A 23989-nucleotide genomic window follows, 5' to 3' on the forward strand; every position below is an offset into this window, starting at 1 on the left:
GAGAGCGGGGTAAGAGCGCGGTGAGGGCGCGGCCGTGAAGGCATTGTGACACTTCCGGCCCGCTGCTAAGAGCCTCGCCCGTCATCGGATCGTTCCGGCTCCTCGGGAGACCGGTCTGAACAAGAGCGGCGGGAGGTCCGGCCGCGAGCGAGCGGCCGCCCATGAAATCCTCGATCAAGATCATCGCCGGGAATGCCAGCCGGCCCCTGGCCGAGGCGATCGCGGCCTATCTCGAATTGCCGCTCGCCAAGTGCATGGTCCGGCGCTTCGCCGACATGGAGATCTTCGTCGAGCTCCAGGAGAACGTGCGCGGCGAGGACGTGTTCATCGTCCAGTCGACCTCGTTCCCGGCGAACGACCACCTGATGGAGCTGCTGATCATGATCGACGCCGCGCGCCGGTCCTCGGCCCGGCGCATCACGGCGGTGATCCCGTATTTCGGCTACGCGCGGCAGGACCGGCGCACCTCCGGCCGCACCCCGATCTCGGCCAAGCTGGTGGCGAACCTGATCACGGAGGCCGGCGCCGACCGCGTCCTGACCCTCGACCTCCACGCCGGCCAGATCCAGGGCTTCTTCGACATCCCCACCGACAACTTGTTCGCCGCCCCCGTGATGGTGCGCGACATCAAGGAGCGGCTGCCGAGCGCCGACCGGATGGTGGTCTCGCCGGACGTCGGCGGCGTGGTCCGGGCGCGCGCCATCGCCAAGCGGATCGACTGCCCGCTCGCCATCGTCGACAAGCGCCGCGAGCGCCCCGGCGAGTCCGAGGTGATGAACATCATCGGCGAGGTCGAGGGCCGCTCCTGCATCCTCGTGGACGACATCGTCGATTCGGGCGGCACCCTGGTCAACGCCGCCGAGGCCCTGCTCAACGCCGGCGCCAAGGACGTCTCGGCCTACATCACGCACGGCGTGCTGTCGGGCGGCGCGGTCTCGCGCATCGCCGCCTCGCGGATGAAGGAGCTGGTGATCACCGACTCGATCCAGCCGACGCAGGCCGTCAAGCTCGCCCGCAACATCCGGGTAGCGACGATCGCGCCGCTGCTCGGCGAGGCGATCGGCCGGACCGCGACCGAATCCAGCGTCTCCAGCCTGTTCGACTGACGGCGCCGTCCGGCCGATTCTGGCCGGTCCTGAGGCGCCCCGCCCCTACCGGCCCGGCACCCAGCCGCCCCGGTTGCCGGTCTCGGTGCCCGGCGCGGTGAGCACCAGGACCGTGCGGCCCGGCAGCGGCACGGCGGTCCCGGCCGCGATCGCCGGCGCGCCGGGGGTGCGGGCGCCCGCGGGCTCGCCCGTGTCGAAGGCCGGCGTCCACGGGCCGCCGATCACCGGGGCGAGGCGGAAGCTGACGGCCTCCGCCCCGGCATTGAACAGCATCAGCAGGCGCTCGCCCGGGTCGCCGTCGTTGCCGATCTGCATGCCGAACACCTGAAGCCCGTCGTCGGACCAGTGCCGGACCTCCATCTCGATGCCCTCGGGGGAGAGCCAGTGCACGTCGCGCAGGGGCTCGTCGGGGTCGATCAGCGCGCCCGTGAAGAAGCGCCGCCGCCGCAGGGCCGGTTGGGCCCGGCGCAGGGCCAGCAGGTTGGCCACGAAGTCCGTGAGGGCCGGATCCGGATCGACGCTCCAGTCCATCCAGCTCGTCGGGTTGTCCTGGGCGTAGGCGTTGTTGTTGCCGCCCTGGCTGCGGGAGCGCTCGTCGCCCATGAGCAGCATCGGGACGCCCTGGGCCAGCATCACCGTCGCCAGCATGTTGCGCTTCTGGCGGGCGCGGAGCGCCAGGATCGCCGCGTCGTCGGTGTCGCCCTCGACGCCGTAGTTGCGGCTGACGTTGTGGTTATGGCCGTCGCGGTTGTCCTCGCCGTTGGCCGCGTTGTGCTTCTCCTCGTACGACACCGTGTCGGCGAGCGTGTAGCCGTCGTGGCTGGCGATGAAGTTGACGCTGGCCAGCGGCGAGCGCCCGGACGGGGCGAACACCTCGCGCGAGCCGGTCAGCCCCTGCGTGACCTTGGCGAGCGTGGCGGAATCGCCCTTCCAGAAGCCCCGGGCGGCGTCGCGGAACTTGTCGTTCCACTCGCTCCAGCCGCGCGGGTAGCCGCCGAGCTGGTAGCCGCCCTCCCCGACATCCCACGGCTCGGCCACCATCTTGACCCGCGCCAGCACCGGGTCCTGCGCCACGGCCTGGAAGAACGCCGCCTGCGGGGTGAAGGCGAAGGGCGCCCGCCCGAGGCTCGAGGCGAGGTCGAAGCGGAAGCCCGCGATGCCGTAGGCGGTGACCCAGTGGCGCAGCGAATCGAGCACGAGCTGCATCACCCGCGGGTGGCTCGCGTCGAAGGTGTTGCCGCAGCCGGTGCAGTCGCGGTTGCGGCGCGGGTCGGCGGGATCGAGCTTGTAGTAGCTGGCGTTGTCGATGCCGCGGAACGACAGGGTCGGGCCGGTATGGTCGCCCTCGGCGGTGTGGTTGTAGACCACGTCGAGCCAGGTCTCGATCCCGGCGGCGTTCAGCTCCCGGATCGCCGCCTTCAGGCCGCCGAGGCCGCCCTCCCCCAGGTAGCGCGGCTCCGGGGCGAAGTATCCCAGGGGCTGATAGCCCCAGAAATTGACGAGCCCCTTCTCCACCAGGAAGCGGTCGTCCGCGAAGGCCTGGATCGGCAGCAGCTCCAGGGCGGTGACGCCGAGCTTGACGAGGTGCTCGATGATCGCCGGGTGGGCGAGCGCCCCGTAGGTGCCGCGCTCCGCCTCGGGGATGTCGGGATGGGTGCGGGTCAGCGCCTTGACGTGCGCCTCGTACACCACCGTCTCGGCGAGCGGCCGGCGGACCGGGTTGAGGGCGAGGTCGGGCACCTCCGGCGCGGTGACCACGCAGCGCGGCATGTAGACCGCGCTGTCGCGCCGGTCGATCCGGTCCTCGCGCCCGCCGCCCCGGCGGTGGCCGTAGAGCGCGTCGTGCCAGCGGATCCGGCCGCGGATCTCCCGCGCGTAGGGGTCGAGGACGAGCTTCGAGGCGTTGAACCGGTGGCCCGCCGCCGGGTCCCAGGGGCCGTGCACCCGGTAGCCGTAGAGCTGGCCCGGCAACACGCCGCGCAGGTAGCCGTGCCAGACGTCGTCGGTCCGGCAGGGCAGCCGCACCGTGCGGGTCTCGTGCCGCTCTCCCGGCTCGAACAGGCAGATGTCGACCGCGGTGGCGTGTTCGGAGAACAGGGCGAAGTTGACGCCGCGCCCGTCGAAATGGGCGCCGAGCGGTGCCGGCACCCCGTCGTCGACGGCGATCATGCGGGGCGTCCGGTCACACGGATGGCGGCGGGCGGGAGCAGCGGGAGGCGCCGGCTATTCGGCGGCCGCGGCGGCGGTGGGCGGCTCGCGCTCGACCGTGCGGAAGTTCTCGAGCTCCGCCAGGAAGTTGCGCGCCCACCAGTCGACGTCCTCGCGGGTCATGCGCTCGACCATCGGCTTCCAGCGCGCCAGCCGCTCGGCCTTCGGCATGTAGAGGGCCGCGCGGATCGCCTCGGCGACCTCGAATCGGTCGTAGGGGTTGATCAGCAGCGCCTCGGGCAACTGCCGGGCGGCGCCGGCGAATTTCGACAGGACCAGCACCCCCGGATCGTCCTCGCTCTGGGCGACGACGTACTCCTTGGCGACGAGGTTCATGCCGTCGCGCATCGGCGTGACGAGCCCGACCCGGGCGGCCCGGTAGAGGCCGGCCAGCACGGGCCGCGGATAGGCCTTGGTGATGTACTGGATCGGCGTCCAGGCCGGGTCGCCCAGCGAGCCGTTGATCTCGCCGACCTTCTCGTTCACCTCGCGGGCGAGCTGCTCGTATTCCGGCACCTCGCTGCGGGATTTCGGCGTGATCTGGATGTAGGTGACGTTGCCGCGCTGGTCGGGATTCGAGGCGAAGAAGCTCTCCACCGCCTCCATCCGCTCGGGCACGCCCTTGGAATAGTCGAGCCGGTCGACGCCGATCAGCAGCTTGCGGGTGCGCAGGCCCGCGATGGTCTCGCGCACGACCTTGTTGGAATTGGCCTTCTCGGCGGCCTCCTTGAAGCCCGCGACGTCGATGCCGATCGGGAAGGCGCGGATCCGGGTCCGGCGGCCGTCGACCATCAGCGAGCCGCCGCCGAGCGGGATCGCCCGCTGGGTATCGACGAGGTTGCGCTGCAGGTTCTGGACGTCCGCCTCGGTCTGCAGGCCGATCAGGTCGTAGTCGACGATGGCGCGCAGGAGCTCGCCGCTCGCCGGCAGCGAGTTGAACACGTCGGCGGCGGGCCAGGGGATGTGGTGGAAGTAGCCGATCGGGTTGTCGAGCCCGAGTCCGCGCAGCTCGGCGGCGAGCGGCAGCAGGTGGTAATCGTGGACCCAGATGATGTCGTCGGGCTCGACCAGCTTGGCCAGCGCCCGCGCGAAGGTCCGGTTCACGCGGCTGTAGCCGGCATAGTCCGAGCGCGAGAAGGCGCCGAGCCCGAGCCGGTAATGCATGATCGGCCACAGGGCGCGATTCGCGAAGCCGGCGTAGTATTCCAGGTGATCCTGCGGCGAGAGGTCGACGACGGCGTACTGGACCCGGCCCCGGTCGATCAGCGTCGGCTCCTCGGACGGCTCGTCCGTGATGGTGCCGCTCCAGCCGAACCACAGACCTTCGTAGGCCGTGAAGGCCTCCTTGACCGCGACGGCGAGGCCGCCCGCCGCCACCGCCTTGCCGCCCTCCTCCGGGACGGCGACGCGGTTCGATACGATCACAAGGCGTGCCACGCGGGTCGGCTCCGGATCAGGGGCGCGGGTCGGGTCGAGGATCTCGCCGCGCCTGCATCGGGACGTCACTATTATGTCAGAACGCGCGGAGGCCCTGCGCGATCCTTTGTCGGTCGTCCCGCAACCCAAGCGTGAAGCCGGGCGCGGGTCAAGTCGAGGCCCTGCCGTTCCGGGACAGGGCGGCCGCTCCGTCCCGGTCGAGCGCCCCGGTCGGGCGCCCCGTGCGAGCGTTGTACAAGCGTGGCGGTTCTGGCAGATCTTGCCTGAACGGCGCGTGAGCGGTGCCGCCCGTCGCGCCGGACCCCGCGCACGCATCGGAAGGGCGCACAGGGACCGGAACCCGCGACAGCCGAGTCGGTTACTCAGCCATCGCGGGGCCCGCGGTCGCCGCGAGCGGCCCCGTCCCCGCGCCGCGAGGAGTGTTTTCGAGATGGCCGGCAACGAGTTACCGCAAGGCACCCCCGCGGATCCGATCGCGGATCCGCACCGCGAGGGGCCGCACGCCGCGCCGCACGACGCGCCCCACACCGCCGCGGAGGAGCGCGCCCAGTGGCGGGCCCTCCAGGGCGACGTCGAGGGGCTCGCCGACGTGGCGGCCGAGCGCGGGCGCGGCCTGCTCGACGCGGCCCGGCTGCAGGCGCAGAGCTACGTCGAGCAGCGCAAGAGCGACGCCGCGCAGTCGGTCCACGACCTGGCGCAGACGATCCGCAATTCCGGCCGCGATCTCGGCGACAAGCCGAACGTCCGCGCCTTCTTCGACAGCGCCGCGGACGGGCTGGAGCAGCTCGGCTCCTCGATCGAGCGCCGCAGCCTCGGCGAGTTCTACAGCGAGGCCGAGTCCTTCGCCCGGCGCGCGCCGGTGGCGGTCGCCGTGGGGACCTTCGTGGCCGGCCTGATCGCCGCCCGCTTCATCAAGTCGTCCAGTCTGCCGCCGGAGGCGCCGGACGGCGACGCCCGCGACAGCTTCCGGGCCTGACGCCATGACCTACGGCTCCGACCCGCGCCAGGCGGGCCCCTCCACGGGTTCCTCCACGGGCCCAGCCACGGGCCCCTCCAGCATCCAGAGCCTGATCGGCGACGCCCTGCGGGAGACCAACGAGCTCGCCCGCAAGGAGATCGCGCTGTTCCGGGCCGAGATGGCCGGCAACGTCCGCCAGCTCATCGTCGGCCTCGCCTGCATGGTCGGCTCGGCGGTGTTCGCCGTGGTCGCCCTGCTGGTCCTGATCGGCGCCTTCGTGAAGTGGCTCGCCACCATCGTGGGCTCCGAGTGGCTCTCGGCCCTGATCGTCGGCGGCGTTCTGCTGCTCCTCGCCCTCGGGATGGCCCTGTGGGCGCGCAGCGTCCTCTCCCTCTCGACCCTGGCCCCGAAGCGCACGACGCGCCAGGTCCGCCAGGATGCCCAGGCCCTCTCGGAGCGCGTGTCCGGATGAGTACGATGAACGACCTCGAGAAGGAGATCGAGGAGAGCCGCGCCCGGCTCGACGACACGATCGACCGCATCCAGGGCCGGCTCTCGGTGCCGAATCTCGTGGACGAGATGCTGGGCAATGCCCGGCGGGTGCCGGCGCTGAACACGACCTACGATTCGGCCCTGGAGGCGGTGCGCCGCAATCCCGTGCCGGTGCTGCTGATCGCGGCGGGCGTCGGCCTGCTGTTCAACCGGATGGCCCGCGACGCCCAGCGCCGCCGCACCGAGGTCTCGGCCGAGCGCGTGCCCACCCTGAACACCGGCGCGGCCCGCGGCTACGACCCCGACCGCCCGACGGTCCGCCCGGCCCGCGATCCGCTGGACACGACCGAGATCTGAGGACCGGACCCGTCCGGGTCCGGCCGGATCCGGGACGAGACACCGTGCCGCCCGGCCGGACGACCGGGCAGACCGGCGCCGAAGGCGGGCCGGCGAGACCGACATCTGAGGACAGCGCCATGACCGACAAGCCGGGTATTCCCTCCAGCACCCCCGAGCAGCTCGCCGCCGCGGCGGGGATGCCGCACGGCGCCGACGACAAGAGCCTGCGGCCGGATCCGGCCGGCCTCGGCGACCCGGGCGCGCCCGGCACCGCCGCGGGCGATTTCACCCTCCGGCCGGATCCGCGCGGCCTGCACGACCCGCTCCGGCCCGGCGCGGCGACGGGCTCGCACGACGCGGCCGCGCACGACGCCGCCCGCGACACTGCCCAGGACGCTGCCCAGGACGCCGCTTCGGCCGCGAAGGATGGCATCCGGGCGGCGGGCGACCGGGCCACCGAGTTCGCCGGGCAGGCGCGCCGCACCGTCTCGGGCCTCGCCGACGACATCAACGACCGTCTCGGCGGGGCGGCCGATCAGGCGCGCGACCGCGCCACCGCGGCCTACGACGAGGCCCGGGAGCGGGCCGGCGCCCTCCATCGCCGCAACATGCGGGCGCTGGACGACCTGACCAACCAGGGGATCGAGGGGATCAACCGCGGGCGCACCGCCGTCGAGCGCTTCGTGGACGACAACCCGCTCCTCGTCGGCGTCGTCGGCGTGGCCGCGGGCCTGCTCCTCGGCGCGCTGCTGCCGCGCACCCGCCAGGAGGACCGGAGCATCGGTCCCTGGGCCGACGAGGTCCGCGACCAGGGCCTGCGCTACGCCCGCGAGGTCACCAATATCGGCCGCGAGTTCGTCCAGACCGCCCTCGACCCGGACAACCTCAACGCCGCCGCCCGCAAGGTGGTCGATCCGGAGAGCCACACGCCGCCCGCGGGCGAGCGGACGCAGCACAATCTCTGATTCGGTGGCCGGGGCCCCTCCGTGGGGGCCTCGGCGCCGTCATCCCGGGCGAGGCGACGTGCCCCGGAGTTGCGCGACGTCGAGCAGCGTGGCGCCGCCCGGATTGCTTCGCTCCGCTCGCAACGACGCGGTGGCCGGATCCTCGCTCCGTCGACCCTTCTGACGGGACGGCGCGTCAGTCCCGGTACAGCCCCGCATGCGCCTCGCGGAGCAGATTCTTCTGGACCTTGCCCATCGTGTTGCGCGGCAGCTCGTCCACGAACAGGACGCGCTTGGGGCACTTGAACCGGGCGAGGCGCCCCTCCAGGGCGGCCTGCACGCCGGCCTCGTCCGGGCAGCCGGCGCCGCCCACCACCACGGCGGTGACGGCCTCGCCGAAATCCGGGTGCGCTAGGCCGATCACGGCGGATTCGACCACGCCCGGCAGGGCGTCGATCTCGGTCTCGACCTCCTTCGGGTAGACGTTGAAGCCCCCCGAGATGATCAGGTCCTTGCCGCGCCCGACGATGTGGACGTAGCCCCGGCCGTCGACCTTGCCGAGGTCGCCCGTGATGAAGAACCCGTCGGCCCGGAACTCGGCCGCGGTCTTCTCGGGCATGCGCCAGTAGCCCTGGAACACGTTCGGGCCCTTCACCTCGATCATGCCGACCGCGTCGGGCCCGAGGGCCGCGCCGGTCTCGGGCTCGACCACCCGCAGGGACACGCCCGGCAGGGGGAAGCCGACCGTTCCGGCGACCCGGTCCCCCGCGTAGGGGTTCGAGGTGCTCATGTTGGTCTCGGTCATGCCGTAGCGCTCGAGGATGGCGTGGCCGGTGCGGGCCTGCCACTCCCGGTGCGTCTCGGCGAGCAGCGGCGCCGAGCCCGACACGAACAGGCGCATGCCCCGGGCCGCCTCCGGCGTCAGGCCCGGCTCCTTGAGGAGCCGGGTGTAGAAAGTCGGGACGCCCATCAGGGCGGTCGCCCGCGGCATCAGGCTCAGGATCAGCTTCGGGTCGAGCCGGGGCAAGAACAGCATGGACCCGCCGCTCGCCAGCACCGTGTTGGTCGCCACGAACAGGCCGTGGGTGTGGAACACCGGCAGGGCGTGGATCAGCACGTCGTCGGCGGTGAAGCGCCAGTACGCGACCAGCGTCCGGGCATTCGACGCGAGGTTGTCGTGGGTCAGCATGGCGCCCTTGGAGCGCCCGGTCGTGCCCGAGGTGTAGAGGATCGCCGCGAGATCCTCCGGACCCCGGGGCACGTCCGCGAAGGCGGCGCCCGCATCGGCGGCCCGGTCAGCGGCCTCCGCGGCGCTGCCGCCGCCCGCGGCGTCGAGGGTCCAGACCTGCCGGACGCCGGCGGCGGCCTCGGCGAGCGCGTCGCGCCGGCCCGGGTCGCAGACGAACACGGTCGGCTCGGCGTCGCCCAGGAAGTAGCCGATCTCCGCCGGGGTGTAGGCGGTGTTGAGCGGCAGGAACACGGCGCCGGCCCGGACCGCGCCGAGATACAGGAAGATCACCTCGGGGCTCTTCTCGACCTGCACGGCCACCCGGTCGCCGGGCGCGACCCCCGCCGCCCGCAGGGCCGCCGCGTAGGCGCCGGAGCGGGCGATCAGGTCCGCGTACGCGTAGCGGCGCCCGTCCGGCGTCTCGATCACGGTCTTGGCGGGATCGGCGGCGCCGTCCCGCACCAGGGAGAAGAGGTGGTTCGTCATCGTGAGGCTGGGCTATCACGGGCTATGGGTCGCGCGCACCCATAGCCGCCCGGAGGCCCCCTCGGCGAGCCCTTTCCGGCGGCGCGTCGTCCGCGCGGTCCGGTGAGTCGCGACGCCTACGCCTCGGCGAGCACCACGGCCCGGGGCGGCGGCAGCTTGGCGCGCAGCTCCCGGGTCACCGCCGGGGCCGCCACCACGGTGCCGAGATTGGCGTAGGTCTCGTGGTTCCGCTCGATGGCGGCGAGGTCGTAGAGGTAGTTGACCATCAGCCCGTGGGACTGGGCCAGCCCCTTCTTGGAGGTGTCGCCCAGGAAGTTGATCCGGTCGAGGCGCGCGCCGTTGCCGAGATGGAACCGGGCCACCGGGTCGAGGGGGCGCCCGCGCTCGTTCTTGGCGCGCAGGAAATAGGCGGCCGCGGCCGGGATCAGCGCCCGGCGCACCGTCTCGGCCCGGGCCTTGTCGGCCGGCCAGGCCGGGTCGTCCAGCGCCCGCAGGGTCTCGACATCCTCGGGCAGCAGGCCCTGCGGGCTGTCGGCCCGGCGCTCCCGCGCCAGCCACGCCGCGAAGCCCGGCACCGGCGAGAGCGTCACGAAGGTCTTGAGCGTGGGGACCTCGCGGGTCAGGTCCTCGACCACCTGCTTGATCAGGAAGTTGCCGAAGGTGACGCCGGCGAGGCCCTTCTGGCAGTTCGAGATCGAGTAGAACACCGCCGTGGTGGCCGCCTGCGGCTGCAGCGGCTTGCGCTCCTGCGACAGGATCGGGGCGATCGCCGGGGCGATCTGGTCGGTGAGCGCCACCTCGACGAAGATCAGCGGCTCGTCGGCGAGCGCCGGGTGGAAGAACGCGAAGCAGCGCCGGTCCGGCGGCTCGATGCGGGCGCGCAGGTCGTCCCAGCCGGAGATGGCGTGGACCGCCTCGTAGCGGATGATCTTCTCCAGGATGTGCGCCGGCGTCGTCCAGTCGATGTGGCGCAGCACGAGGAAGCCGCGGTTGAACCACGACGCGAACAGGTGCTCGAAGTCGCAGTCGAGGCTGTCGACGGCGTCCATCAGGGCGGGGTCGGCCTCGTCGCCGGCGCGCAGGGCCCGGCGCAGGTCGAACAGGTCCTCGCGCATCCGCACGAGGCTCAGCGTGCCGCCGCGGGCGAGGTTGAGGCGGCGAATCAGCTCCTGGCTGCGCGGCTCGGCGGCCTCGTGCAGGCTGCCCAGGCGGGCGCGGGAGGGGGCGGCGCGGTAGGCGGCGATGGCCTCGTCGACGGCGGCGTGGTCCGCGTCGAAGTCGAGGGCGATGGCCCGCAGGAAGGCGTGGCGCTCCGCCTGGCCGAAGCTCGCGTAGCGGTCGAGGATCAGGCGGGCCAGCGCCACCCCGGAGGCCTCGCCGCGCCGGGAGATCAGGTCCTCGCAGAGCTTGACGAGGTCGCCGGCGCTCGCCCGGGGCCCCAGGTCGCCGCGCCCGATCCCGATCAGGTCGCGGCCGCGCTCGCTGATGGTCTGAAGCAGGTCGCCGAAGAAGGAGATCGCCGCCATGACCTTCGCACTGACCCCCGATGACCCGGATTCGAGACGTGTCCGGTCCCGCGACGCCGGCTCGTCGGTCGGGCGCGGACGGAACGGGATCCGGACGCCGGCGGGCGTCCCGATCCGCCCGCCATTCTACGGCGCCGCGGCCGCCGCGACCAGAGCTTGACCGGTCGCCGACGCGGGGATCCCCACGGGGCTCCCCGTGTGCGGGCGCGGCACGACCATCGTGTGACGGGGGTGGTGCGGTGGATCCGGCCGGCCGTCAGAGCCGCTCGGCCACGGTGGCGAGGTCCGCCCGCTCGCGCCAGTCGCCGACGCCGTGCTGGCGGGCGAAGCGCAGCTCCGCGGCGCGGCGGGCGCGCTCGGGATCGCGGGCCCGCGCGATCGCGACCGAGCCGATCGTGAACGGCACCCCGAGGATCTCCTTGGCGAAGTCGACGCGGTAGTTCGGCATCCCGTACTCCCTGCTGCGGCGGCCCCGGCGCCGTTCGCACGGAACGAAACCGCCCTCTCGTTCGTAGTCCGGTCCGTAAACCTCGCGAGGCCCGGCGCCCGGCGCATCGGTCGCGGCGCCCGCTGGCATGCGGGCGGCGCCGGCTGCGTCTGTTGCATATGGTGCGCCGCCGGCTCCGGTGAAGGGGCCCGGGGCGTCCCGGCAGGGATGCATCGCCGCAGCTTGCCCGGCGGCGCGCTCCGCCCGTATCGCTCGCCGCTCCGATCGCCCTCCCCACACGGACCCGACCATGGCTCTCCCGCGGCGGCCCACCCGCCTGCCCCCGACCCGGCCGTGACCGCACCCCTCGACGCGAAGGCCCGGCTCGGCCTGACGCTGATCGCCGGCGGGGCCGTGGCCAACATCTACTACAACCAGCCGCTGCTCGGCCTGATCGTGGCCGAGTTCGGCGACCGCGCCGCCCTGTGGGTGCCGACCACGGCCCTGGTCGGCTACGGGCTCGGCATCGTCGGGCTCGTGCCGCTCGGCGACGCCCTGCCGCGCCGCGCCCTGATCGTGGGGCAGTGCCTCGGCCTCGCCCTGGCCCTGCTCGCCGTGGGCCTCGCACCGAACCTCGCCTGCCTCGCGCTCGCCCATCTGGTGGTCGGCGTGCTGTCCTGCGCGGCCCAGCAGGCGGTCCCGTTCGCGGCCGAGCTCGCCCCGGACGCGAGCCGCGGGCGGATCGTCGGCCAGGTCATGACCGGGCTCCTCACCGGCATCCTGCTCGCTCGCACGGCGAGCGGCTTCCTGGGGGCGCATCTCGGCTGGCGGCCGGTCTTCCTCGTCGCGTCCGTGGTGGCGCTCGCCATGGCGGGCATCGCGCGGGCCACCCTCCCCCACACGGTGCAGACGCACCCGCTGCGCTACCGCGCCCTGATGCTGTCGATCCTCCACCTCGCCCGCACGCAGCCGGTGCTGCGCACGGCGAGCCTGTCGCAGGCGCTGCTGTTCGCCGGCTTCAACGCCTTCTGGGCGACCCTGGCCCTGCTGGTCGAGGCGCCGCCCTTCGGCCTCACCGCCGCCGGGGCCGGGCTGTTCGGCGTGATCGGCGTCTGCGGGGCCTTCGTGGCGCCGATCTCGGGCCGCTTCACCGACCGGCGGGGGGCGAAGCCCGTCGTCCTCGGCGGCAGCCTGCTGGTCGCCCTGTCCTTCGTCGTGCTCTGGGCGGGGGGCACGTGGTCGCTCGCCGCGGTGGCGCTCGGCGTGCTGCTCATCGACATCGGCATGAACGGCGCGCTCATCGCCAACCAGACCCGGGCCTACGCGCTGGTCCCGGGCGCGCGGGGCCGCATCAACACCGTGCTGTTCACGACCCTGTTCGTGTTCGGTGCGGTCGGCGCCTATGCCGGCTCGCAGGCCTTCCTGCTCGTCGGCTGGCCGGGCGTCTGCGCGGTCGGCCTCGCCTTCTCGGCGCTGGCCGTGCTCGTGGCGGCCCGCGACCCGCACCCGCCGGGGGCTCGGGCTACCTGAGCACCCGCGACAGCCGGCACCAGCCCGCCCTGTCGGGCGGAAGTCCGAAGCGCAGGCGCTCCGGGCGCCCGGCGAAGCGCCGCACCGCGATGCCGGCCGCCGCCAGCCGCCGGTAGAGGTCCGGCCCGTCGGGGAAATCGGCGGTCCGGAACAGGCAGGTGCCTCCGACGACCCGGCCGCCGGCCCGGGCGATCATCCGGTCGAGGCGGCCCGCATCCGCGGCCCGGGCCCGGGCGGCCTCGACGCGCCAGCCCGCGTCCGACAGGGCCGCGCGCCCGATCGCCAGGGCCGGGCCCGACACCGCCCAGGGTCCGAGCGCCGCGGCGATCCGGGCCGCCGTGCCGGGCTCGGCGACCGCGAAGCCGAGGCGCAGGCCGGCGAGCCCGTAGGTCTTGCCGAAGGAGCGCAGCACCACGAGGCCCGGCGCCGAGTCCGGTGCGGTGACGTGCGGGCACAGGCTCTCCACAGGCTCCAGGTCCGCGAAGGCCTCGTCGGCGACCAGCAGGCCGCCGCGCCGGCCGAGCGCCGCGGCGAGCGCCCGGCGCTCGGCCAGGGGATGGGTCCGCCCGTCCGGGTTGTTGGGATCGACGATCACCGCCACCTGGGCCGCGCCGAGGGCGTCGACGCTCGAGACCTCCGCCACCGCGTGCCCGGCCCGCGCCCAGGCGGCGGCGTGCTCGGCGTAGGTCGGCCCGAGAACCGCGACCCGGGTCGGGGCCAGGAGCCGGGGCAGGGTCTCGATCAGGACCTGCGTGCCGGGCGCGGGCACGACGTGGTCGGCGTCCGGCGCGCCGTAGGCCGCGGCGGCGGCCTTCCGGAGCGCGCGGACCTCGGCGGCCTCGGGCAGGCGCGCCCAGGCGCTGGCCTCCAGCGCGGGCACGGGATAGGGGACCGGGTTGATCCCCGTCGAGAGGTCGAGCCAGGGCTCCGGCGCGTCGGGAAAGGCTTGTCGGAGCCCGCCGAGATCGCCGCCATGCGCGATCGGGGCGGCCTCACGCGCGGGAACGCTCCACACCGAATGGTCCATCTGCCCGGTACGTTCGCCGACACGCTCGCCGTCCTCGCCGTCGCCCTCGGGATCGAGGCGGCGGCCGGCTATCCCGACGCGCTCTACAGGGCGGCCGGTCACCCTGTCACCTGGATCGGCCGGCTGATTGCCGCCCTGGAGCGCGGCCTCAACCGCGGCTCGGCGCGCCGGCGGCGGGTCGCCGGCTGCCTCGCGCTGGCGCTGCTCCTCGCCGCGGTCGGCTCGGCCGCCCTCGCCGTCACGGCGCTGGCGGGGCTCGCCGGCCCCCTCCCCGCTCTGCTCCTCCTCGGCCTGCTCGGCGCGAGCCTGCCGGCGCAGCGCAGCCTGCACCAGCACGTCGCCGCCGTGGAGACGGCCCTGCGCGCGGGCGGCCTAGAGGCCGGGCGCCGGGCCGTGGCGATGATCGTGGGGCGCGACCCCGACCGCCTCGACGAGGCGGCGGTCTGCCGGGCCGCGATCGAGAGCCTGGCGGAGAACTTCTCCGACGGGATCGTGGCGCCGGCCTTCTGGATCGGCTGCCTCGGCCTGCCGGGGGGCGCCCTCTACAAGGCGGTCAACACCGCCGACAGCATGATCGGCCACCGCAGCCCGCGCTACGCCGCCTTCGGCTGGGCGGCGGCCCGGCTCGACGACGGCGTGAACCTGCCGGCCTCCCGGCTCGCGGGCCTGCTGATCGCCGGGGCGGCGGCCCTGCGCGGCGCCGACGCGCGCGGGGCGCTCCGGGCCATGGCCCGGGACGCGCGCCGGCACCGCTCGCCCAATGCCGGCTGGCCCGAATCCGCCATGGCGGGGGCGCTCGGCCTACGGCTCGCGGGGCCGCGGGTCTACGACGGCACCCTCGTCCCGGACGCGCATATGGGCGACGGCCGGGACGCCGCCACGGCCGACGACATCGCCCGGGCGCTGGCCCTCTACCGCACCGCCTGCTGGCTGCAGGGCGGGCTCGTGCTGGCGCTCCTCGCGCTCTGCCTGTCGCTCACCGGCTGAGCCGTCCTCGCGAAGGGAGCGAAGGGCGCCAGGGCCGCGCGATCTCTGAGATCGTGGCGCCGACGGGATCGCTTCGCTCCGGTCGCAGAGACGGCGGCAATTCCCGATCGGGCCTTGGCACGGCCCGCGCACCGGACGCATCGTGGCCGGACGGAGCTGGATGAGGGAGACGCCGATGCGTGCCGTGTTCGTGGATGCCAGCGAGACCCTGGCGGCGGTGGCCCGGCGGCTGCTGCGGCCGGACGATCCGCCCTTCGCGATCCACGCGGATCCCGGAATCGCGCCGCAGGACCTGCCCGCGATCCTCGACGGCGCCGAGACCGCGGTGATCGACCACACCGCCCTCCCCCTCGACGTGGCCCGGGCCTGCGCGGGCCTGAAGCACGTCGTGTTCCTCGGCACCGGCGCCCGCAGCTACATGGACCCGGAGGCGCTCCGGGACGCCCTCGGCGTCACCGTCCACACCATCAAGGGCTACGGCGACACGGCGGTCGCCGAGTGCGCCTTCGCGCTGATGTGGGCCGCCGCCCGCGGCCTGCCCGAGATGGACCGGGCGATGCGCGCCGGATCCTGGCTGCGCACCGAGGGGATCCAGCTCACCGGCAAGACCGTCGGCCTCGTCGGGTTCGGCGGGATCGCGGCCGAGATGGCGCGCCTCTGCCGGGGCGTGGGCATGCGAGTGCTCGCCTGGAACCGGACCCCGAAGACCCATCCCGGCGTCGACTTCGTCCCGCTCGACCGCCTGCTCGCCGAGAGCGACGTGGTCTCGCTCCACCTGCTCCTGACCGACGCGACGCGCGGCTTCCTGTCGGCCGCGCGGATCGCCGCGATGAAGCCCGGCGCGATGCTGATCAACACCGCCCGCGGGGCGGTGCTCGACGAGGACGCCCTGGTCGCGGCCCTGCGCACCGGCCACGTGGCGCGGGCCGGGCTCGACGTGTTCACCGTCGAGCCCCTGCCGCCGGATCACCCGCTGGCGCACCTGCCCAGCGTCACCCTGTCGGCGCACTCGGCGTTCCGCACGCCCGAGGCGAGCGACAACCTGATCGGCGCCGCCCTCGACCATTGCCGGCGGATCGCCGCCGGCTGACAGCTGCGCCGCGGGAGCGGCCGCCCCGATGCTCGGCTCTCCTAGTGCTCGGTGCCCTGCATGTTCGGGCGCGGCTCGCCGCCGTGGTGGTGGATCACGCTGGAGCGCTCCGGGCTCCCCTTCGCGTCGGCGACCTGCTTCCTAGCCGCGGCGGCCAGGAACCAGATGCCGCCGAGCGTCCCGAAGGCGAGGATCATGAGCGGAAATCCCTGACTCATCGCGGTGCCCTCCTCGACGATGGCCCGCGGGCTTGCGGGTCTGCATCATCCTGCCGGTCTTGCCGGCCTGAGGAAGGATAACGCACGAATCCGGACCGTGTTCAGGCCGGTCTCGCGGCCGTCGGCACCGCCCGCCGCGCCGCGTCGCGGCGCAGGGCGGAGAGCACCACGAACATGAGGCCCGCCCCCACGGCGAGGCAGGCGGCCAGGAACAGCATCGGCACGAGGTCGCTCTGGGTCTGGTCGCGGATGAACGGCACGGCGTTCTGGGCGACGAAGCCGCCGAGATTGCCGACCGAATTGATCGCCGCGATCCCGGCGGCCGCCGAGGCACCGCGCAGGAACGTCCCGGGCATCGACCAGAAGACCGGCTGGGCGGCGAAGGTCCCGGCCGCGGCCACGCACAGGCAGGCGAACTTCACGGCGTTGCCCGGCAGGACGACGGAGAGCGCGAGGCCCGCCGCCCCGACCAGCGCCGGCCCGACCACGTGCCAGGTCAGAGCGTTGCCCTGCGCCCCCGTGCGGGCGGCGTGGCGCGGCACCCACCACAGGGCGAAGGCCGTGGCGAGCCACGGGATGATGTTGAGGAAGCCGTTGGTGAGGTTCGAGACGCCGAAGCCCTTGACCACGGTGGGGAGCCAGTAGCCCAGGCCGTAGGCGGCGAGCGGCAGGGAGACGTAGACCCCGGCAAGCATCAGCACCCGCCGGTCGAGGAGCGCCGCGAACGGGTTGCCGTGGTCGACGTGGCCGCCGTCCTCGCGCTCGGCCCGGAGCGTGCGGGCGAGCCAGTCGCGCTGGGCCTGCGACAGCCAGGGGGCGGTCTCGGGACCGTCCGGCAGGACGAACAGCACCACCGCGGCCATGAGGATCGCCGGCGCGCCGGTGGCCAGGAACACCCACTGCCAGCCCTGGAGGCCGAGGAGCCCGTCGAGGCCCAGCAGCGCGCCGCCGATCGCCGCACCGACCGCGTTGGCGATGGCGCTGGCGATCATGAACCAGCCGATCATCCGCGCCCGGTGCGCTTGCGGGAACCACAGGGTCAGGGCGAACAGCACGCCGGGGAAGAAGCCGGCCTCCGCGGCGCCGAGCAGGAAGCGCAGCACGTAGAACATCGCCGTGCCCTGGGTGAAGCCCAGCAGGACGGTGACGATCCCCCAGGTGATCATGATCCGGGCGAACCAGATCCGCGCGCCGACCCGCTCCAGGAAGACGTTGGCCGGCACCTCGAACAGGAAGTAGCCGAGAAAGAACAGCGAGGCCCCGAGCCCGTAGGCGGTCTCGGAGAGGCCGAGGCTGCCGACCATCTCCAGCTTGGCGTAGGAGACGTTCTGCCGGTCGATATAGGCGATCAGGTAGAGCAGGCCGAGGAGCGGCATCAGCCGCAGGGTCACGGTCCGGACGGTGCTCGCGGCGAGATCCTCCCCGGCGGGGGACGGCGTGGGCGGCATGGGGCGTTCCTCCGGGGGCGTGCGGCCCTTCGTGGCGGGGCCGGCATAACACAGAGTAATCCCTGGCCCGCGCCCCGCCTACCGGGCAAGCGCCAGGAGGCGGTCGCAGTCGACATGGGCCGCGATGTGTCGCGCGAGGCCGTCCAGCGCCGCCTCGACCCCGGCCTCGTAGCCGGCGCCCGCCGAGGCGGTGCCCAGGCGCGCGAGCCACGCCGCCCGCTGGGCGTCGTCGGCGAACAGGCCGTGGACGTAGGTCCCGGCCACGCGCCCGTCCGCCGAGACCGCCCCGTCCGGGCGCCCGTCGGCGAGGCGCAGCAGCGGCCGGTCCGCGTCGGCCCCCGCGGTCGTGCCGATATGCATCTCGTAGCCGGAGAACGGCACGCCGTCGGGCAGGCTCGTGCCGGTGACGGCGGCCAGGCGCTTCTCGGGCGACATCACGGTGTCGACGGCGAGGAGCCCGAGGCCCTCCACGGTGCGCGGCGCCCCCTCGATCCCGTGCGGATCGGCGAGGCTCTTTCCGAGCATCTGGTAGCCGCCGCACAGGCCGAGCACCCGGCCGCCCCGGCGGACATGGGCGCGCAGGTCGACGTCCCAGCCCTCGGCGCGGAAGAAGTCCAGATCGTCGATCGTGGTCTTCGACCCCGGCAGCAGCACGAGGGCGGCCCCGGCGGGGATCGGCGTTCCGGGCCGGACCAGCACCACCGACACGTTCGGCTCTGCCCGCAGAGGGTCGAGATCGTCGAAATTGGCGATGCGCGGCAGCACCGGCACCGCCACCGTGACGGAGCCGGGCCCGCGCGGGTCCGAGCCGGCGAGGCCCAGCACATCCTCGGCCGGCAGGCGCGCGGCGTCGGGGAAGTGCGGAACGAGGCCGAGCGCCGGCCAGCCGGTCCGCTCGGCGATCAGCCGCATCCCGTCGGCGAACAGGCTCGGATCGCCGCGGAACCGGTTGACGAGGAAGCCGGCGACCATCGCGGCGTCCTCCGGGTCGATCACCGCCTTCGTGCCGACGAGGCTCGCGATCACGCCGCCCCGGTCGATGTCGCCGACCAGCACCACCGGCGTGTCGGTGGCCCGGGCGAAGCCCATATTGGCGATGTCGCCCGCGCGCAGGTTTATTTCCGACGCCGAGCCCGCGCCTTCGACCAGAACCAAGTCGGCCTCGTCCGCGAGCTGGGAGAAGCTGTCGAGGACGGCGGACATCAGCCGGGGCTTCCAGGCCTGGTAGTCGCGCGCCTTCACGGTGGCGACCATCCGGCCCTGCACCACCACCTGGGAGCCGACCTCGCTCTGCGGCTTCAGCAGGACCGGGTTCATGTGCACGGAGGGTGCCACCCGGGCGGCCCGGGCCTGGAGCGCCTGCGCCCGGCCGATCTCGCCGCCGTCGGCGGTGACGGCGGCGTTGTTCGACATGTTCTGCGGCTTGAACGGCCGGACCTTCAGGCCCCGCTCCGTGAAGGCGCGCGCCAGCCCCGCCACGATCAGGGACTTGCCGACATCGGAGCCGGTGCCCTGGATCATCAGGGCCTTCCTGGGCGCCGTCGCGCGCGGCGGGCTCAGAACTCGATCCCTTCCTGCGCCTTCACGCCGGCGGCGAAGTGGTGCTTGACGCTGCCCATCTCGGTGACGAGGTCGGCGGCCTCGATCAGGGCGGGCTTGGCGTTGCGGCCGGTGACGACGACGTGCAGGTCCGGCCGGCGCGCGCGCAGGGCGGCCAGCACCGCGTCGAGGTCGAGATAGTCGTAGCGCAGCGCGATGTTGAGCTCGTCGAGGACGAGCAGGCGGATCGTGGGATCGGCCATCAGGCCCTCGGCGACCGCCCAGGCGTGGCGGCAGGCGGCGATGTCGCGCGCCTTGTCCTGGGTCTCCCAGGTGAAGCCCTCCCCGAGGGTGTGCCACACGACCCTCTCGCCGAAGGCCGCCACGGCGTGGCGCTCGCCGGTGTCCCAGCCGCCCTTGATGAACTGCACCATGCCGACTCGCCAGCCGCGGCCGAGCGCCCGCAGCATCAGTCCCAGAGCCGCCGTGCTCTTGCCCTTGCCGGGGCCGGTATGGACGAGGAGCAGGCCCTTCTCGAGGGTTTTGCCCGCGACCTCGGCGTCCTGGACGGCCTTGCGCTTCTCCATCTTCTCGCGATGGCGCGCGGCGTCGTCGCTCATGCGGAAGCTCCTGTCTCGGGGGCTCGTGTCTGAGGGGCCTGCGGCTTCACCACCAGCGGCAGGCCGGCCACGGTCAGGACGACCCGATCGGCCCGCGCGGCGAGCTGCTGGTGGAGGCGGCCGGCGGCGTCGCGGAATCGCCGGGCGAGGGCGTTGTCGGGGACGATCCCGAGCCCGACCTCGTTGCCGACCAGCACGAGCGGGCCCGGGACGTCGGCGCAGGCGGCGAGGAGCCGCGCCGTCGCCTCCGCCACATCGGCCTCCGCCAGGATCAGGTTGGTGAGCCAGAGCGTGAGGCAGTCGACCAGGACCGGTCCCTCGGCCTCGGCGACCGCCTCCGGCAGCGCGAGCGGCACGTCGCGGGTGCGCCAGGCGCCGCCGCGCCGCGCGCGGTGCTGGGCGATGCGGTCGACCATCTCGTCGTCGAAGGCCTGGGCGGTGGCGAGATAGAGCCACGGGCCGGGGCAGGCTTCGATCAGCCCCTCCGCGTAGGCGCTCTTGCCGGACCGCGCCCCGCCGAGGACGAGGGTCATGCGAGGGGTGGGCTGGGGCATGGCTCTCCATCGCCCCAACCCGGCGCGCGGTCAAACCCAGGACCGACAGACTCGGGGTCTGTGACCTCAGGACCTGCAAACTCGGGACCTGTGGCACCTGTGCCGCGCCTGGACGGTTGCCGGGCGTCTCCGGTCCGACTATAGAACCCCGGCCCAGCCAGAGCGCCCTTCGTCTAGCGGTCCAGGACGTCGCCCTTTCACGGCGAAAACACGGGTTCGATTCCCGTAGGGCGCGCCAACAAAATCAAGCGCTTGGCTGCATCTGGCGGCCTGCCTAGCTTCTCTTGGGAAGAATTCGGGGCGAAATGGCTCCTGCTGTGTACCCGCGGCTTAGGTTGTTCCTCATCGCCCGTTGATGCGCAGGCCGATTTCGCTGTTGCGGCCTTGCGCCCACTCTCGCAGCCTGATTTTCACCAACGGGCGGTTGCAGAGGGCCGGTGCAGGGGACAGGTCGAACGGCCTTGTCCCTGACTCTCGGCAATGCGGACGCACTTCTGCTTCCCCGCCCCCCGCTTCAGTCCCTCACGCGGGCGATGACCGCTACCGGGCCGCCGCCATCCGGCCCCTGATGCTCAGCGCCGCCGGAGACGAAGAGGTCCGTCCGGCCGATCGCCGCGGCGGCCACGCCGCCGACCAGGGCGCGGGCGTGCCGGGTGGCGTTGATGTCGCTGTCGTCGTTCATGATGTGGCGCCGTCCCCGGATCAGGCCGTCATGGGAGGGCTCGGCTTTGGCGAGCAGGGCGATCACGCGCTCCGCCTCAGGAGGCGGCAACTGCCCCGCCTCCAGGAAGCCGAGGTCGGTGAGCACCCGCCGAATCGCGGACAGGTCGATGCCGTCGTCCATGACCCGGTGGGCGATGGCGAGCGGGCCGGTCCAGCCCTGGGCGTTGCCGAGCACGATGATCTCGTTGCGCATCAGCTCGATCCCCGCCGAGCAACTGGCGCGGCCGGAGAAGAGATCGCGTCGGGTGCCGATGGCGGAATCCGCGAGATGTTCGCGGTCGACCTCTCCGAGGGCGAGCGCGATGCCGAGCGCCGAGGCGCCGCGGGATAAGCCCATCGAGGCGTAGGTGTCGTGTGTGGCGACGCCGTGGCCCCGGGCGGCCGCCTCGGCGATCCGAGCGCTCGTCAGGAGCGGGCACTTCACCTGCACGAAATGCACGTCCGCGGGATCGGTGAGCCCCGCCTCTGCCATGGCCCGGCCGACCGCCGCCGCAGTCGCCTCGACCTGCGCCATCCGGCCGATCTCCTCCGCCCGGAACTCCTGGGTGAAGGCCGTGCCGATGGCGAGCGCCTTGCCCTCCGGCACCGCGGGGCCTTCACGCCGGGCGAGGACGAGGAAGTGCGGCGACAGCCCGCCTTCGGTGCCGCCGGACATGACGAGGGCGACCCGCGCTCCGACCTCCGCCGCCGTACAGCCGAGGGCGGTGGCGAGCGCCGTCTCCAGGGCCATCACCGCGAGCTGCCGGGTGAAGTCATTCACGCAGCCGTTGCCCTCGGTCTTGCCGAAGATCGCGACGATCTCGGTCGCGTCCACCGCCCCGGAGGCGACGAGGCCCATCACCTCGGAGACGTCGGCGGGATGCTGCGCGGGCACGCGGAAGACGAGGCATTCGGGCATGGGGGAACCGGGGTGGAACAAGAAGGGCGCCGCCCTTCCACTGGGGCGATCCCGTCGTCTGTCCGCGTCCAGCGACGACAGGGACCGGCACGATCGGGTGGCCAGCACGGGCAAGCACAGACCGGACCATCTTCGGAGAATCCCCGAGCCTTCTACCGCGCGGGAGAAGCAACGCGTTGATCGGTTCCTGACGCCGAACCAGCAGGATGGCCCAATCTGTGGTAGAAGCAGATCGTCTCTAGACCACTCCATGCCGCCGTTCCGGTAGCGACCCTGGCTGTGTCGAAACCTCGATGGTGGTAGCTTTGTCCGGCACGCCCGGGGGGCGGCATGGAACGGTTCGTTGTCGGCGCCGAGCGCGATCAGACGACGCTGTTCCCGCCTTATCTCGAAGATCGGATCGCCGAGGACAACCCGGTCCGGGTCGTCGATGCCTTTGCTGCCTCCAGGGGCACCCAAACGGAAAGGTGGCTCAGGGACCGAGGGGCGTGAGGCTACGAGTTATACCGCGTCTTCGTGGGCGCTACCGGCCTCCCGTCCCAGGCGAACCATGACCTCCCGCAGCCAGCGATGGGCGGGATCGCGGTCATAGGAGGCGTGCCACAGCATGGAGATGACGATCTCCTCGGTCGGCACCGGCACGGGGCTCGTCGCCAGGCCGAGTTGGGTCGCGAAGGTCGTGGCCAGCTCGTCGGCCATCGTGGCGATCAAGGGCGCGGCCTGCACGTGAAACGGCACGGTGGCGAAGCGCGGCGTCGTCGCCGCCAGCCTCCGCGTCCGGCCCACCTTCGCGAGCGCCTTGTCCACCACCCCCGGGCCGACGCCGGTCAGGTACGTCAGGATGTGCGGGAAGCGGACGAAGTCGTCGAGCGAGAGCGGACCGCTCACGCCGAGCAGCCGGGGATTGAATAGGCTCAGGAAGCCGAAGCGATAGAGCGGCCGGACCTTGTGGTGGATCTGGCCCTCGGAGATCATGCCGACGGCCATGTCGATCCTGTCGGCGTCGAGGTCCCCCAGCACGCTCCCGTAATCGAGGCCGACCAGGTGCAGGCGGATGCCGGGCGCCTCGCAGGCGAGGAACGCGAGCAGGCGCGGGATGAGACGTACCTCGACGCTGCCGGGGATGGCGAGCGTGAAGGACCGCTCGACCTGCGAGGGGACAAAGTCGTCCTCCCGGAGGACGATGCCCTGGAATTGGCGCAGGGCGGCGCGGACCGGCTCGACGAGGGCGAGCGACCGCGGTGTCGGGCGCATGCCGTCCGGCGTGCGCGTCAGGAGCTCGTCGCCGAGGAGCCTGCGCAGGCGGGCAAGGCTGCTGCTCATGGCGGATTGCGTGATGCCGACCTTCGCGGCAGCGCGCGTGACGCTGCTCTCGGTGAGGAGTGCGTCCAGCGCCACGACCAAGTTCAGGTCGATGCCCGCGAGGTCACGGTGCTTGATCGTCATGGTCAGGTCCGCCGGTGGCTCGCGACCAGGGTCTCGGCGCCCGGACAATCCGGCATCCGTCCGAGCGAGACCATCGGGCTTCCGAGCCGCATCGGCCGCGCCGTCGCGGCCGTCGAAAACTGAACCATCATTTACGGCGTAGATACTGGGTATCAACCGCATCTGTTTGATGAATGCGCCTCCCGGCAGCATCTCCTCCTCATCGAGAGACGGGCCACCCCGTCACACCGAGAGGATCGAGAGATGACCCATCGTACCATCACCCTCACCGCCGCCCTGACGATGACCGTGGCGTCCCTCCTGCCGGCCGCCGCGTCGGAGGTGACCCTCGACACCGCCGCGCACGGCGCCTTCTCCGTCCCCGCCGTCATCGGCGCGGCCCACCATACGCCGGGTCTCGCGCTGAGCGCCGCCGACGTCCGTGCGCAGGGTGGTCTCCTCGTACCGGCCCTCACGCGCTGGCAGGAGGCTCGGCCGGCCATCGCCTCCGTCGAGCCCTTCAAGGCGCCCGCCACCATCACCGTCGCCTATCGGAGCCGAGACGTCGCGACGCATGCCGCGCAGGTCCTCAAGCAGGGGGGCTTCGCGACCGCGGGCGTCGTCCGGTGGCTGCCCGACGCGCCTGCTGCGGTCGAGGCCAACACGAACACGGTCAAGCTCGGGTCGCTTGAGGCCATGAACTGAGCGAGCACTCGGACAGGCCGAGGACGGGCAGTCGAGGCCCGCCCGGCGAGCCGCCCGCTGCATGAAGTCAGGAG

Annotated in this window: 23 protein-coding genes and 1 tRNA gene; 11 read left to right on the forward strand and 13 right to left on the reverse strand. The window is 73.0% G+C overall.

The genetic code is table 11. The annotated features are described in order from the left end of the window. Window positions 1–161 precede the first annotated feature (161 nt). Entirely contained in the window at window positions 162–1106 is a 945-nt protein-coding gene (locus tag ACLBYG_RS13910; protein WP_012318471.1) for a ribose-phosphate pyrophosphokinase, read from the forward strand. Window positions 1107–1151: 45 nt separating this feature from the next. Here ACLBYG_RS13910 and glgX read toward each other — a convergent pair whose 3' ends face one another. Together glgX and ACLBYG_RS13920 are read right to left on the reverse strand one after the other, a co-directional pair. After that, window positions 1152–3275 carry a glycogen debranching protein GlgX gene (gene glgX, locus ACLBYG_RS13915; RefSeq protein ID WP_447681828.1) on the reverse strand — a complete coding sequence of 708 codons (2124 nt, stop codon included), beginning with the start codon at window positions 3273–3275 and terminating at the stop codon, window positions 1152–1154. A gap of 54 nt (window positions 3276–3329) precedes the next feature. Continuing rightward, window positions 3330–4751 carry an alpha,alpha-trehalose-phosphate synthase (UDP-forming) gene (locus ACLBYG_RS13920; protein ID WP_042672419.1) on the reverse strand — a complete coding sequence of 474 codons (1422 nt, stop codon included), beginning with the start codon at window positions 4749–4751 and terminating at the stop codon, window positions 3330–3332. A 430-nt stretch (window positions 4752–5181) separates the two neighbouring features. Between ACLBYG_RS13920 and ACLBYG_RS13925 the strand changes: the two genes are divergently transcribed. From ACLBYG_RS13925 to ACLBYG_RS13940, 4 genes are all read left to right on the forward strand, one after another. Further along, entirely contained in the window at window positions 5182–5727 is a 546-nt protein-coding gene (locus tag ACLBYG_RS13925; protein ID WP_082557795.1) for a hypothetical protein, read from the forward strand. Between the two features lie 4 nt (window positions 5728–5731). Further along, entirely contained in the window at window positions 5732–6181 is a 450-nt protein-coding gene (locus ACLBYG_RS13930; protein ID WP_170855257.1) for a phage holin family protein, read from the forward strand. A 5-nt stretch (window positions 6182–6186) separates the two neighbouring features. Beyond that, a complete protein-coding gene (locus ACLBYG_RS13935) occupies window positions 6187–6558 on the forward strand; it encodes a DUF3618 domain-containing protein (RefSeq protein WP_020095580.1) in 372 nt (123 codons plus the stop codon). Between the two features lie 119 nt (window positions 6559–6677). Further along, a complete protein-coding gene (locus ACLBYG_RS13940) occupies window positions 6678–7505 on the forward strand; it encodes a hypothetical protein (RefSeq protein WP_447681829.1) in 828 nt (275 codons plus the stop codon). A gap of 175 nt (window positions 7506–7680) precedes the next feature. On the opposite strand, the gene ACLBYG_RS13945 is transcribed toward ACLBYG_RS13940, so the two are convergent. From ACLBYG_RS13945 to ACLBYG_RS13955, 3 genes are all read right to left on the reverse strand, one after another. After that, the gene (locus ACLBYG_RS13945) at window positions 7681–9198 is read right to left on the reverse strand and encodes a malonate--CoA ligase (RefSeq protein ID WP_447681830.1); all 1518 of its coding nucleotides are present in this window, start codon (window positions 9196–9198) and stop codon (window positions 7681–7683) included. A gap of 116 nt (window positions 9199–9314) precedes the next feature. Further along, window positions 9315–10724: a malonyl-CoA decarboxylase gene (locus tag ACLBYG_RS13950; RefSeq protein ID WP_447681831.1), complete on the reverse strand. Its 1410-nt coding sequence runs from the start codon at window positions 10722–10724 to the stop codon at window positions 9315–9317. A gap of 256 nt (window positions 10725–10980) precedes the next feature. Next, window positions 10981–11172, reverse strand: a complete 192-nt coding sequence (locus tag ACLBYG_RS13955) for a hypothetical protein (protein ID WP_012318462.1) — start codon at window positions 11170–11172, stop codon at window positions 10981–10983. Between the two features lie 333 nt (window positions 11173–11505). Here ACLBYG_RS13955 and ACLBYG_RS13960 point away from each other — a divergent pair, with 333 nt between their 5' ends. Continuing rightward, entirely contained in the window at window positions 11506–12681 is a 1176-nt protein-coding gene (locus tag ACLBYG_RS13960; RefSeq protein WP_447681832.1) for an MFS transporter, read from the forward strand. Here the strand turns inward: ACLBYG_RS13960 and cobD are convergent. After that, window positions 12674–13708, reverse strand: coding sequence for a threonine-phosphate decarboxylase CobD (gene cobD, locus ACLBYG_RS13965; RefSeq protein ID WP_447681833.1), 1035 nt, complete (start codon window positions 13706–13708; stop codon window positions 12674–12676). The genes ACLBYG_RS13960 and cobD overlap by 8 nt on opposite strands. Between cobD and cbiB the strand changes: the two genes are divergently transcribed. Together cbiB and ACLBYG_RS13975 are read left to right on the forward strand one after the other, a co-directional pair. Beyond that, the gene (gene cbiB / locus ACLBYG_RS13970) at window positions 13700–14695 is read left to right on the forward strand and encodes an adenosylcobinamide-phosphate synthase CbiB (RefSeq protein ID WP_447681834.1); all 996 of its coding nucleotides are present in this window, start codon (window positions 13700–13702) and stop codon (window positions 14693–14695) included. The two genes, cobD and cbiB, sit on opposite strands and share 9 nt — an antisense overlap. A gap of 175 nt (window positions 14696–14870) precedes the next feature. Next, the gene (locus ACLBYG_RS13975) at window positions 14871–15785 is read left to right on the forward strand and encodes an NAD(P)-dependent oxidoreductase (protein WP_447681835.1); all 915 of its coding nucleotides are present in this window, start codon (window positions 14871–14873) and stop codon (window positions 15783–15785) included. 41 nt (window positions 15786–15826) lie between these two features. On the opposite strand, the gene ACLBYG_RS13980 is transcribed toward ACLBYG_RS13975, so the two are convergent. The 5 genes from ACLBYG_RS13980 to cobU all read right to left on the reverse strand — a co-directional run bounded on the left by ACLBYG_RS13980 (window position 15827) and on the right by cobU (window position 20164). Beyond that, entirely contained in the window at window positions 15827–16003 is a 177-nt protein-coding gene (locus ACLBYG_RS13980; protein WP_010687019.1) for a hypothetical protein, read from the reverse strand. 101 nt (window positions 16004–16104) lie between these two features. After that, window positions 16105–17451 (reverse strand): MFS transporter, encoded by a 1347-nt coding sequence (locus ACLBYG_RS13985; protein ID WP_020095589.1) that lies wholly within the window; start codon window positions 17449–17451, stop codon window positions 16105–16107. Window positions 17452–17529: 78 nt separating this feature from the next. Next, entirely contained in the window at window positions 17530–18972 is a 1443-nt protein-coding gene (locus ACLBYG_RS13990; protein ID WP_447681836.1) for a cobyric acid synthase, read from the reverse strand. A 35-nt stretch (window positions 18973–19007) separates the two neighbouring features. Continuing rightward, window positions 19008–19610, reverse strand: a complete 603-nt coding sequence (gene cobO, locus ACLBYG_RS13995) for a cob(I)yrinic acid a,c-diamide adenosyltransferase (RefSeq protein ID WP_091977583.1) — start codon at window positions 19608–19610, stop codon at window positions 19008–19010. After that, window positions 19607–20164 carry a bifunctional adenosylcobinamide kinase/adenosylcobinamide-phosphate guanylyltransferase gene (gene cobU / locus ACLBYG_RS14000; RefSeq protein ID WP_447681837.1) on the reverse strand — a complete coding sequence of 186 codons (558 nt, stop codon included), beginning with the start codon at window positions 20162–20164 and terminating at the stop codon, window positions 19607–19609. The genes cobO and cobU overlap by 4 nt, the downstream gene beginning before the upstream one ends. A gap of 162 nt (window positions 20165–20326) precedes the next feature. Here cobU and ACLBYG_RS14005 point away from each other — a divergent pair. Then, window positions 20327–20402: transfer RNA gene (locus tag ACLBYG_RS14005), tRNA-Glu, on the forward strand. 276 nt (window positions 20403–20678) lie between these two features. Here ACLBYG_RS14005 and atzD read toward each other — a convergent pair. After that, on the reverse strand, window positions 20679–21785 hold the full coding sequence (gene atzD, locus ACLBYG_RS14010; protein WP_447681838.1) for a cyanuric acid amidohydrolase: 1107 nt from the start codon (window positions 21783–21785) through the stop codon (window positions 20679–20681). Between the two features lie 330 nt (window positions 21786–22115). On the opposite strand from atzD, the gene ACLBYG_RS14015 reads away from it, so the two are divergent. After that, window positions 22116–22277: a hypothetical protein gene (locus ACLBYG_RS14015; RefSeq protein ID WP_170862999.1), complete on the forward strand. Its 162-nt coding sequence runs from the start codon at window positions 22116–22118 to the stop codon at window positions 22275–22277. A 9-nt stretch (window positions 22278–22286) separates the two neighbouring features. Here ACLBYG_RS14015 and ACLBYG_RS14020 read toward each other — a convergent pair whose 3' ends face one another. Beyond that, entirely contained in the window at window positions 22287–23231 is a 945-nt protein-coding gene (locus tag ACLBYG_RS14020; protein ID WP_056524790.1) for a LysR family transcriptional regulator, read from the reverse strand. Window positions 23232–23474: 243 nt separating this feature from the next. On the opposite strand from ACLBYG_RS14020, the gene ACLBYG_RS14025 reads away from it, so the two are divergent. After that, entirely contained in the window at window positions 23475–23915 is a 441-nt protein-coding gene (locus ACLBYG_RS14025) for a hypothetical protein (protein WP_100252585.1), read from the forward strand. Window positions 23916–23989: the final 74 nt, after the last annotated feature.

The organism is Methylobacterium sp. D53M, assembly GCF_053345625.1.